The organism is Verrucomicrobiota bacterium (assembly GCA_039192515.1).
Taxonomy (GTDB): Bacteria; Verrucomicrobiota; Verrucomicrobiia; order Methylacidiphilales; family JBCCWR01; genus JBCCWR01.
Map to the genome: position 1 here is coordinate 54,801 of JBCCXA010000011.1, position 11,807 is coordinate 66,607.

The 11,807-nt window shown below is 43.5% G+C and carries 10 protein-coding genes; 3 read left to right on the forward strand and 7 right to left on the reverse strand.

The features are described from left to right. Positions 1-90: 90 nt before the first annotated feature. Positions 91-2,379 (reverse strand): adenylate/guanylate cyclase domain-containing protein, encoded by a 2,289-nt coding sequence (locus AAGA18_06665; GenBank protein ID MEM9445017.1) that lies wholly within the window; start codon positions 2,377-2,379, stop codon positions 91-93. Positions 2,380-2,709: 330 nt separating this feature from the next. Between AAGA18_06665 and prmC the strand changes: the two genes are divergently transcribed. Further along, positions 2,710-3,552, forward strand: coding sequence for a peptide chain release factor N(5)-glutamine methyltransferase (gene prmC / locus AAGA18_06670; GenBank protein ID MEM9445018.1), 843 nt, complete (start codon positions 2,710-2,712; stop codon positions 3,550-3,552). 8 nt (positions 3,553-3,560) lie between these two features. Here prmC and AAGA18_06675 read toward each other — a convergent pair whose 3' ends face one another. The 6 genes from AAGA18_06675 to hisC all read right to left on the reverse strand — a co-directional run bounded on the left by AAGA18_06675 (position 3,561) and on the right by hisC (position 9,440). Beyond that, entirely contained in the window at positions 3,561-4,787 is a 1,227-nt protein-coding gene (locus AAGA18_06675) for a PHB depolymerase family esterase (protein ID MEM9445019.1), read from the reverse strand. Between the two features lie 72 nt (positions 4,788-4,859). Continuing rightward, positions 4,860-5,480, reverse strand: a complete 621-nt coding sequence (locus AAGA18_06680) for a lysophospholipid acyltransferase family protein (protein ID MEM9445020.1) — start codon at positions 5,478-5,480, stop codon at positions 4,860-4,862. Continuing rightward, complete coding sequence (gene cmk, locus AAGA18_06685; protein ID MEM9445021.1) at positions 5,477-6,133, reverse strand: (d)CMP kinase; 657 nt, start codon at positions 6,131-6,133, stop codon at positions 5,477-5,479. The genes AAGA18_06680 and cmk overlap by 4 nt, the downstream gene beginning before the upstream one ends. A 20-nt stretch (positions 6,134-6,153) precedes the next feature. Continuing rightward, entirely contained in the window at positions 6,154-7,470 is a 1,317-nt protein-coding gene (gene aroA / locus AAGA18_06690; GenBank protein ID MEM9445022.1) for a 3-phosphoshikimate 1-carboxyvinyltransferase, read from the reverse strand. Next, complete coding sequence (locus AAGA18_06695) at positions 7,457-8,344, reverse strand: prephenate dehydrogenase (GenBank protein MEM9445023.1); 888 nt, start codon at positions 8,342-8,344, stop codon at positions 7,457-7,459. The genes aroA and AAGA18_06695 overlap by 14 nt, the downstream gene beginning before the upstream one ends. Next, positions 8,337-9,440 carry a histidinol-phosphate transaminase gene (gene hisC, locus AAGA18_06700; GenBank protein MEM9445024.1) on the reverse strand — a complete coding sequence of 368 codons (1,104 nt, stop codon included), beginning with the start codon at positions 9,438-9,440 and terminating at the stop codon, positions 8,337-8,339. Before hisC ends, AAGA18_06695 begins: the two co-directional genes overlap by 8 nt. Before the next feature lie 97 nt (positions 9,441-9,537). Between hisC and AAGA18_06705 the strand changes: the two genes are divergently transcribed. Further along, on the forward strand, positions 9,538-10,119 hold the full coding sequence (locus AAGA18_06705) for a cyclic nucleotide-binding domain-containing protein (protein ID MEM9445025.1): 582 nt from the start codon (positions 9,538-9,540) through the stop codon (positions 10,117-10,119). Between the two features lie 30 nt (positions 10,120-10,149). Then, entirely contained in the window at positions 10,150-11,637 is a 1,488-nt protein-coding gene (locus tag AAGA18_06710; protein ID MEM9445026.1) for a response regulator, read from the forward strand. Positions 11,638-11,807 lie beyond the last annotated feature (170 nt).

The following is an 11,807-nucleotide window of genomic DNA, read 5'->3' on the forward strand; positions in this document are numbered from 1 at the left end:
ATAGTTTATTTCGGCGAGATTTATAGTGACTTAAGGCTGGTCATGAATGGGACACGCTCTGAGTTAATCATTAAAACTGTCGTTGCGGTATTATTTTGTCTTGAAGATGTGAACGCCATCCCAGTCATTTGAAGGAGGTTCATTGAGGTATTGTAGACAGTCTTCTAGATAGAGTTGGCCAAGGTGGCTATCAGGGTCATTCTCAAGGTATTGTTGGAAAAATTCGGAAGCTTCTTGAAAGTTTCTCTGGAGGTAAAGGTAGAAGGCTTGCTCGTATTGGTAGTAACGCTGTTGTGTTTGGTAAGAAGCTGCGGACAATTCTCCGATAACAAAGTAGACGCGCTCGGGCTGAGTTCTTCCTTTTACTCGAATGAGGCCTGCTGTTTGTAATAAAAATTCGTCGCTGACCATATCAGCGACGCTTTGACCGATCATGAAATCGGTTCGAAATTGTTTGGTAATGCCTTCTATTCGCGAAGCAAGGTTTACAGCGTCGCCAATTACGGTGAACTCGGTACGTTGAGGCGCTCCAATATTTCCAACGACAACATTACCGTGATTAATCCCCATACCCATGCGGAATGGTTCTAGTCCTTGGTTTTCCCACTTAGCATTAAGTTCAACCAAGCGCTGACGCATGGCTAAGCAGGCGCGGACGGAGCGCTTAGCATCTTCTTCCACACCTGCGCTAATAATATCGACATCTCCCCAGACAGCCATGATGGCATCACCAATAAATTTGTGGAGAGTGCCTTTTTGCTGACCGACGCATTCGACCATGGCAGTGAGGTATTCGTTAAGACGGTTTACGAGGTCGGTGACATCCATATGCTCACTGATGGAGGTAAAGTCTCGTATATCGCTAAATAGGATACTCACAGATTTTTCTTTACCTCCAAGTTCAAGCCCTTGTTCACTGGAAAGTATTTGTTCCATCACACCTGGTGCTAGGTATGAGGAAAAGGTCGCGCGGATTTGTTGGCGGGCCCTTTGTTCTTCAAAAACGCGTTTTGTCACAGAGCCAATATGGATGAAGGTGAAGCCTAAGGCCGGGCCAACTAAAGGAGTCCAGATACTGAACTGGGTGAAAAGAAGAATGGCAGCACCTATGATGACAGAGAGAGTGGCTGCAAAGATGACGATAGAGATGACAAAGGGTGTTTTCTCACAGATGTAGACTGTTATGCTAGCAAGGAGAAGGACCCCAAGCCATCCAATCCATGTTGGTGGTTTTGACATATAGTCATCTTCAAGAATATTGTGCATCACATTGAGGTGAGTCAGACACAGTGGGCTGCGGGGTAGGAAAGGGCTTGGGCCTAGATCTGTGAGTGCTGTGGCTGTTTGTCCAACAAGCAAAATTTTGTTTTTGAGGTCTGGAACTTCTATGTCCGGGTTTTGATTAACAAAGTGTTCATTTAAAATATAGAGTAAATAATCATAACCACTGGCCTGTTTATTAGAAATGAAATCAGAAGATTCAAAGCGCTGGTTCATAAGTAGACGCGCTTGATGGTCAATAGGAATAGTCTTATCTCCGGACTCTAGCTTGATGGTGATTGCTCTGCCTAACTCAACATACACTTGTTCCGGAGAAGCATTCCAATAAATGAGAAGTGATTGAAGAGCGAGGTTAGGGTAATATTGGCATTTGAGGGGTACGATGAGCTGAGCATGTCGCCGAACTCCGTCCACACCGGGGTCAGAATTGACAAAACCGAAGAAAGAGCTATTGCGTAAGCCTTTGATGGGAAAGAATCCGACATTGTAATTGGTAATACCAGTAAAGTCTCCTGAGATATTGTCTAGGGGGATAGCTTTGGTTCGATTGAATTGGGTGAGGTCTGGTGTTCTCTCTATCTCTTCAGGGTTAGTAGAAAGGTTGCCTTCTGCCCCAGTAACGACTAGGTAATTAGCCGTCATGATCGACTGAATAAACTCAGTGTCATAAGCTGCTTGAGGTTCCGAAAAGATGATATCCCAAGTAAATACTTTGGGTGGAGATAGTCCGAGCAAGGTTATGAGACTGGCATGGGTATTGCGGTCCCAAGGCCATCTGCCAATGGTTTCGATAGAGCCGTCATCAATCGCCAGAAAGAAGAGGTCAGGATGAGGCTTCGCTGGATGAAGTGTTTGGCGAAGCTCCATTCTGGCGTTCAAACTTAGATATTCTAATCGCTTAGAAAGATCGACAGTGGAAAGGCCATAAAGCAGAAGGATAAATAAAATGGGTGCCCATAGAAAGTAGGAGTTTCCTAGGGTTAAGTTGAGAGTTTTTTGGTTTTGCTCTTTTGAGGGCGCACTCATATCTGGAAGGTAGCTAGAAGCTATTTCAAAATTTCGGATAGCTACAGGTAAGCTAAACAGTTCATGACTCACATAGAAGCATTTTCTGGCTTAAACTCGGGATTATGAAATAGAAAACTGAAGATCCGGAGAATATCTTGGTCCTAAGAAGCGTAGAGTCATCTAGAGGGATTACCTATTGAGACCTATGTCGCTACTCTATCTGGATTAGTGCTCCGGATGTTTGATAGTTTCGCTTTCACTTGCTTATAAAAGCTATACTCAGACGAAGTAATTCAGTAGAATTTTGTTTACTCTCTTTTGCTTGTAGCTCAAGCTCTTATTCATTTATTCAACTTCTATGACATAACTCGGATCAAAAAGAAGTTGGCCGGTTTATAAGATTCTTTCTAGGATATGCCTGTGAAAAGCATATTAGAAGTGCTCAATGCCTCGACTGATTTTCTAGCTAAGAAGGGTGTGGAATCTCCCAGGCTTCAGACAGAATTGATCATGGCACATGTTTTAGAGATAGGTCGGATGCAGCTATATTTAGAATTTGAAAGAGTTTTGAATGAAAAGGAGCTAGCTCCTTTACGCGAAATGATTAAGAGGCGTGGACGGCGAGAGCCTTTGCAACACATTATAGAAGAGACAGAGTTTCATGGCTTAAAAGTGAAGTGTAGTCCTAAGGCTTTAGTGCCCAGGCCAGAAACGGAGTATTTAGTGGAATTGGTAGTGAAAAAGCTAGGGGAGAATGCGCAAGGGGTTATCTATGATATAGGAACAGGCTCGGGTGTAATTGCCTTGTCACTAGCTCATGAATTAAACAATGCAGAATTCGTAGCGGTAGATGTTGACGATCATGCACTCCGTTTAGCTGAAGAGAATGGAGCTGCTTATCCACATCTAAAAGTAAGTTGGCAAAAAGGCGATTTATTGAAGGGTGTAAAAGATCAGGGCGCACTGGCAGTTGTGGCGAATCTGCCATACTTGACATCAGACGAAATGAAGCATCTAAATCCAGAGGTTCAGCAAGATCCCTATTCGGCTCTGCATGGTGGTGAGGATGGGTTAGATCTAGTGCGACACTTAATTAAACAATCAGTTGAGATAGCAACGTGGATTTTTCTAGAAATTGGAATTAAACATGGATCAATTGTTAAAGAGTTGCTCTTGGAAGCAGGTTATATTGATGTTGAAGTTCATGAAGACTTGTTGAAACGGGAACGCTTTGTTGTTGCTAAGAAAGCAGGTGAATCCTGAATAAAAGGTTATTCGGCTATCTCGATCGTAATTGTCTGAGAAGGTCCAGATTGATTACCAGCTTCGTCCATAGCCCTTAGGTAATAAGAATAGGTATTGCCACTTTCAATGAGATCATCAATAAGTTCGGTATGATTGAAATGACGAACAACGCACATGAATTCACCATCATTTACCGCTTTGAAGATTCGGTATGCTTTGAAATCTTCTTCAGTATTTGGACTCCAAGAAAGACTGATAAGTGTGGCAGTTTCTTCATAGCTTAGATTCTTTGGAGGTTTAGGTGCTAAAGTATTATGGGCTAATTTTTGTTCTTTGAAAAAAGCCCATATCTCATCACAAACAAGGATCTCTTGGTTCTTTTTGCCGAGGACTGATTGTCCAGTCGGTGAAAATTGATTGGAAGAGGGCCTACCATGACCTTCGATTTGGTAATAAGCTACCTGGCTGAGATCAAAGCCGTTTGAGTATACATATTTTGTAACTGTGCCATGGTCATCATTTAGATGAACGGGCAGGTGTTCCACTTTTGGAACAACAGTTGTTTCTAGGTGATCTACCCAATAAGCAATAGTATCATGTGCAGATAGAACGGGCTTAGCAATAGCTGCTCGATTTCCTCCGAATTTACCTCCATGAAAGGGGGTGCTAGCATCTGAAGTGGCTGCCATGTATAGGATAGAAATGGGAAATTCGGGGAGCTTGAGAATGGAGTCTATGGGTAATGCTCCGGCAAAGGAAGAGACAGCAGCAAAGCGGTCAGAGCGCTCTAGTGCTAAGTGAAAACTCATCATGCCACCATAGGAGTGTCCAGATACGTAAATACGTTGAGGATCGACAGCAAGTTCTTCTAGAGCGAGGTCAAGGATGGCATCGATAAAACCTACATCATCAGCATGAGAGAGTTGATGGCTATCAGCGGCATCCAGATTCCAAGACTGGTGGATGCCTTGAGGGTAAATCACTATGAATTTTTCTTGGTCAGCAAGTTGATTCCAGCGATTTTTCGTTGTCTGAGTCATCATATATTCAGCATCTTTACCCTCTTCATGTAAGACAAAGACTAGAGGTCTTTTCTTGTTAGGTAAATCTTGAGGTATGTAGTAAAGGTACCTTCTTAGGTATTGACCGAATTCGATGAAGCTTTCTTGGGGGGTATTTCCATAGGAAGCAGGACCAAGGCTAATCAAGGTGGCTAGTATGAGTATGTATTTACTTAGTAGCAAAGTGTTCATCTACGTTAAGACATATTGGGCATCAGGATAGGAGCCGTCAAAATGATTCGTGCAGCTTTTGGCGAGCAGACATTAGTCTTGCGAAATAGGCTTTATTGCCCTAATAGCTGCCATCACTTCATCTCCGATTTTTTGGTAAGCTTCCTTGCTGGCTTTTTTAGGTGTTGTGATTTGAAATGATTTACCAATGACTAATTGTACTGGATGAAAAAGGCTTAGGGCCTTATCTCGCGGCCATGCTAGATGCCCTCCAAAAATCCGTGCTGGAATAATTGGGACATCTGCCTTTGCTAAGACAAGGCCAATACCTGGTTGTGCAGGCTGAGGTTCCCCATCGTAGGATCGCGACCCCTCTGGGAAAATCAGAACGCCTTCACCGCTCTTAGCTAGTCGGATTACCTTTTTCAGGCTACTCATATCAGGGCGGTCTTGGTCAATAGGGAAAGCATTTAGCTCGGGAAGTAACCAGTCGAGAATGGGTGGTTTGAATAGGGATTTTCGGGCGAGGTAATGAATCTCCCTTGAGAAGGAACCCCCAACTAAAGGTGGGTCCAAATAACTAACATGGTTACAAGCTAAGATAAACCCCCCTTCAGAGGGAATATTATCTATGCCTTCGCTTTTAAATTGGTGAAATAAGTTGAGGTGGACGTGAAATGAGACTTGTACGAACCGATAGTAAAATTTGGTCATGGGGTAGTGAGCGTGCTATGCGGGCTAACTTCCTCGTAGCGTTGCAGGATATGGTTAGTAATTTCCTCAACGCTCAGAACTCCGGAATCTAGAAGCTCTGCGTCTGCAGCTCGAATCAGGGGTGAGATTTTTCGTTTACTATCAATTTCATCTCGGACAGCAGTGGCATCCTTTTCTCCTTGGGCAGCTCTGCGTTGCGCACGAACTTCGGGGTCGCAATCAATAAAAAATTTGAGAGGAGTATCTGTAAAAACAACGGTGCCGATATCTCTACCATCCATTACGAGGGAGGTTTGATTTCGTAAAAGGCGTTGTTTTGTTACTAGGAATTCGCGAACTTCTGGTATGGTAGCTAATGGTGATACGGATGCATGTATCTCAGGATCACGAAGGAATGGGGTAGGATCCTGACCATCAATTCTCAGTTGAAAATGACCCGAATCAATAATTGTCTCGTAGTCCATAGCGGGGATGAGACGGCGTACATCATTACGCGAATTCGGATCGACTTTCTTTTCTAAGACATACCAGGTAAAAGCCCGGTACATAGCACCGGTGTCTACGTGAACAAAACTTAGGGTTTTAGCTAATTTGCGAGAAACGGTGCTTTTTCCCGAAGCTGATGGTCCATCGATGGCAATAACAGTATTCATACTACCTAGTGTTACTCTTTTTAAAAGAGAGCAAAAGAAAGTTTTTTATTACCAGAGGAGATTTCGCTTAGTTGTTTGGTGAAACTTGGGTATGAGGTATCAATACAATCCACATTTTCAATTGCGCTGGGGCCATCTGCCTTGAGTGCAAGAATGGCAGAAGCCATAGCAATCCTGTGGTCTCCATAACTCTTAACGGCTGCTGCTTTGATAGGGTGACCACCTTCGATGATGAGGCCATCTTCAGTCTCTTCAACAGGGACACCAAATGCTTTGAGATTCGTAGCCACTGCAGCAAGCCTATCTGATTCTTTAACGCGGAGCTCAGCGGCATCTTTGATAATTGTTTGCCCTTTTGCACAGGCGGCAGCTACGGCAATGATAGGGATTTCATCAATGATATTGGGAATTTCATTGCCACCTATTTCAACGCCCTGAAGCTCCTCCGTTTCAGAAATACGGATGCTACCAGTGGGTTCGAAATCATTGTGTTCGATATGTTCTCGGATGGCTGCACCCATGCGCATCATAACATTGAGAAGGCCTGTTCGAGTAGGATTGAGTCCTACGTTGACAATACGCAAAGCGGACTCAGGTAAAATAGAAGCTGCAACGATCCAAAAAGCTGCGGAAGAGAAGTCTCCTGGAACGCTAATGTTGACGCCGTTGAGTTTTTGACCTCCATGGACAGTAATGTTTTTTCCATCGTTGTCTATAGTGGCACGCATGTAGCGAAGCATGCGTTCGGTATGGTCACGGGATGGGATAGTTTCTTCCACAGTGGTTTTTCCATTTGCTTGAAGACCTGCTAATAGGATGCAGGACTTTAGCTGGGCACTGGGAATAGGTAGATGGTAGGAGATGCCTTCAAGGGGCTTTCCTTCAATCACAATAGGGGGGCGCTTTCCTTTCCCTTCACATAAAATCTTAGCACCCATCATTGTTAGAGGCTCCATGATCCGTTTCATGGGGCGGTTATTGAGTGATTCATCACCGAATAAACTGGAATTAAACTGTTGTCCGGCAAGGATACCTGACATAAGCCGCATGGTGGTGCCTGAGTTTCCGCAATCTAAGGGTTCACCAGATGCGAGGAGCTTGCCATTTCTACCGCGAATGATCATAGAAGTAGGGTTGATTTTTTCAGTTTCAACACCTAAAGCTTGCATGGCTTTCAAGGTTCCCAAGCAATCCGCACTGGGAAGAAACCCTGTAACCTTCGACTCGCCGTCCGCTAGACCTGCAAACATAAGAGCGCGGTGCGAAATGCTCTTGTCACCTGGAACTGAGATTTCGGTTCGAAAGTTTTTAATAGGAGTGACCTTAAGTTGTGACATGATGTTTTTTAAGTGCTCTGCGGGACTGGGCGGCTTTTTCAAGGACTTTGCCAAGTGCCGTTAAGTTACCTTGTTCTAGATAAAGTTTTGCTTCTTGCAAGGCGACAATGAATTGATCAATAGATTTTATGACGGGTTGCTTATTATCGGATAGAATTTCTAGCCACATTTGAGATGGGCTAGCGGCGATGCGTGTAAAATCACGAAAGCCAGGGCCAAGCATGGAAAAGGCATCTACTTGAGTGCAATTCATGACAAGAAAGGCAAGTAGGTGAGGAAAATGGCTGATTTCCGCGGCAAACTGATCGTGTTTTTCGGCAGATAGAGTAATGACTTTTGAACCCAGAAAAGTCCAAAAGGTCTCTAGCTTTTGTATTGCTTCCTTTTGAGTTTTGTCAGTTGGTGTCAGAACGGTTACGGCATCCTGGTAAAGTGTGGAAGAGGCGGAGGAAAACCCAGAGCTATCGCTTCCTGCCATGGGATGTGAGCCGCACCAGAGAACGTTCTTATCTAATTGACTAGATGCGATCTCATCAACGGAAGCCTTTGTGCTTCCGACATCAGTGACTAGGGTGCCTGCTTCAAAATAGGGGGAATATTTTTTAAGAAGTTCAGAGGTAATCTTTACCGGTGTGCAGAAAATGATGAGTTCGGCACCTGAAATAGCTTCTCTAAGAGAAGTCGTTGTCTTCAGCTCAGGCTGTGCAGTTCGGATGGAAGATAACGAGGACTCATTTCTTCCCCAAACCCTAATATCTGGAGCATCTTTTAGATTTTGTCGCCTACTATTTTCAATAACAGCGAGCGCAATAGAGCCGCCCATAAGCCCAGGCCCAATGACAGCAATGGAGGAAAATGGAAAATCATTATTCATTTATGCAGGAAACGAGTTCTTCTTCAAAATGAGTCATTTGTTCGGCTGTGCCAATGGAAACGCGGATCCACTCTGGCAGTCCGTAGCTTTTGAGTGAGCGTACGATGACTCCCTTCTGCAGGAGAGCGTGAAATACCCGATCTGCATCTTTGACATTCATCATAAGGAAATTAGCGTAGGAAGGGAGGTAAGGGATTTGATTTGCTTCACAGAAATCTCTTAATCGAGCAAGGCCTTGGTGTGTGATATCCTTGGTTTTATTCTGATGCTCAAGATCTTTGAAGCCTTCTAATGCAGCGGCTTGAGCAATGGCATTGACATTGAAGGGTTGTCTTGAGCGTTGTAGTGCCTCGGCAGTGTCTTCTCTGGTAATGCCATAACCGACACGAAGTGCGGCGAGTCCTTGAATTTTAGAAAAAGTTCTTAAAATAATGAGATTGGGAAACTGCTTGAGCCATTCGATGGACGGAGGGGGTTCTTTCAGGAATTCATAGTATGCTTCATCCAATACGCAGATAACATGCTCGGGAAGTGATTCGATAAAAGACTTTAGCTCATTAGTAGGAATGAGTGTCCCGGTTGGGTTATTGGGATTGGCAATGAAGACGAGACGAGTGTTCTGCTTTATTGAGGCCTTCATGGCATCTAGATCATGAGCAAAATTGCGATCAGAAGTTTCAATGAATTCGACATCAAAGAGCTGAGCCATGAGTTTGTAGACGACAAAAGCATAACTACTAGCAATAACACTCGTATGACCTGGGCGAGTGAAAGCATGGTAGGCGAGCTCAATAATTTCGTTAGAACCATTGCCTAAGACTACTTGGCTTTTAGAGAGTTTATTATGCTCCGCGATAGTTTGGCGTAGGTGAAAACCTCCACCATCAGGGTAAATATGAGTTTGCGAAGCCATTTCAGTAATAGCTTTTAGAGCTTTGGGTGATGGACCAAGGGGGTTTTCATTTGATGCAAGCTTTGAAATAGAGGAAGGATCTAGGCCTAGTTCTCTGGCTACATCATCTATGGGTTTGCCCGGTTCATAAGGAACGAGAGCGCTTAAATTCGGGTTGGCTAACTTATTTAATAGCTTTTTCATAAAACTGGAGACAAACGGCTGAAATAATGCCTTAAGCCAGGCATGTTGTCCACTAGATTGACATAGCAAACCAATTAGATATTGTTAATGGTCTAGTATGTCAGAGATTACCCTCCAACCAATTGGTGTGCTTGGATTCATGTCACGTAGACGCATCAGTATCTTACAGCCATTTGGGTCTTTTCATGAGCTAGCTGCCGAACAAATTCTCATTGAGCAAGGTCAAGAACCTAATACTTTATATATCGTCGTGAGTGGTAGACTTGAAGTTTTCAAAACCTTAGAAAGTAACGCAGTGACTCTCGGACAGGTAGAGTCCGGTGATTGCTTGGGCGAAATCAGCCTATTTGAGCCAACCAGCGCAACCGCTACGGTTAAAGCTATAGAAGATTGTGTTTTATGGAGTTTAGGTTTAGAGGGGCTGCATGCCTTTATGGAACAAGAAGCGACTTCTGGAGCTCAATTACTACTTGGTATCACACAGCTTCTAAGTAGGCGCCTCAAATTGGCCAATACGGCAATCGCTGCAAGTCATGTGATGCCAAACCACCTATGCGTGAGACGCCGTCATACAGATAGCCTCGATGCAGAAAATTGGGTGCAAGAAGATAAAAAAGGGTTTGAAAAGCTTACCGGGAAAAAAAATCAGTATAAATTGCCTGATCGAATTAAGTGGTAGGATTCTGTTATCTTTTCATAACCTTTTACTATGGCTAGGCAAGACGTTAAGCTAATAGGACACGACGAGTTTACCCAAATAACTAAGGTGGGAACGTTTACTCTTGCTTGGGAGTCAGAAAAAAAACGGTTTATCTTTCGCAATGTAAATGACTCATTTTCTGATCTTTTATCAGTTCCTTCAAAATATATAGTCGGACGTGATATTTTATCTGCTCTACCTATAACTTTTGCAGCGGACTTTGAAGGGTGTTGCCTTGAATCCCATACCCAAGCTAAGGAGACCGTGCACCGCCTATGTTACCGTTTTGATTCTGGTGAAATTTGGCTCTTATTTCATCTTACTCCCGCTAATGAAAGTCAGAGCTTTCCAGGGTTGCTAGGAATTTGTCTAGATGTGACTCACATTATGCGCGCGCAAAATACGCTTTCGCAGACCGATGAATTAGCTGCGTATGTATCCACAGCACTTAACCGCTTTTCAAATCCTATACTTATTGCCCAACGGATGAGTGACGAGTTTTGTGTTATTCATATCAATCAAGCCTTTACAGCTCAATTAGGCTATGTATCAGGTGAAGTGGTTGGCAGAGATCCGTTTTTTTTGTTATTCCGCAAAGGGCTTGTTTTTTTTCAAAGCCAGATGACACACTTAGATGATGAAGGCGTTAGTTTTTCCCAGCGCGCGATATGTTATTCTCAAGCAGGTAATAAGGCAATTTGGAGGGTGGTTTTTGAACCTATTCGGGAGAAAGACCTGAGAATGAGTGGGATTAGGATAAGGCTATACGCAACCGATCAGGATGAAGGAGAGTCTGCGGTAGAGGAGATTTTAAGTCCAGAAGACCACAGCAAGGAAGAGCGCATCGCTTTATCTGATGTGGCCTATGGTATCTCTTCAGACTTTAAGCAATTAGTCAGCATGATCGAGAATCATCTAGAACTGCTTAAGCCCATACCTGAAAAGACAGCACTTTGTTGCCTGGAATTTTGTCGCAAGGCAGTGGAATCAGCTAGTGAGTCTCTAGTAGATCTCTTAAAAAGCGTGCCACAGGAGCTTGAAGTTCATAGTAGCACTGTGCAGATTGGAACTCAAACGAGGAACATATCACTTGATATAGAAAATCAAACAGCTAAGGAGGATCTCTATGCTCTTATTGTGGTGACCGAGCGCATGATTCAATTAATGATAGATGATGCCCTGGCTGGAAAAGGGTTTCGAACCAAAATTGCATCCTCAGGTAAGAATGCAATTGAGTCACTGAAAGAGAGTGATGAGTTTCCTCATGTGATTGTCGTGGATTACCAGCTAGTAGATATGACAGGTTTAAATTTTGTTCGTGAAGTTCGTCAGCATAATTTCGAGCAACAATTTGTCATGGTTACTAGCTATATGCGTGACGAAAAAGCATTGGAATTGAGGAAAGAAAAACTAATTACGCTTTTTAAGCCTTTTGCGGCAAAGCAGCTACTCAAGGCTGTGCACAAGGCGTTACAAAATAGTGCTCAAAAGGAATAGTCTATGAAAAGTCCTGCTCGCTCTATTGCCTTGACCAGCCAAAGCTAGCTATTCTACTGTTGGATTTTAATAGAGCCGAATGATGTCAAAGAAGTAGAATGTGATGTATAGCTTGAGCGATAAGGAAAACAGAGTTGAAGAAGATGTATCCAAACGTTACATATTGGGGA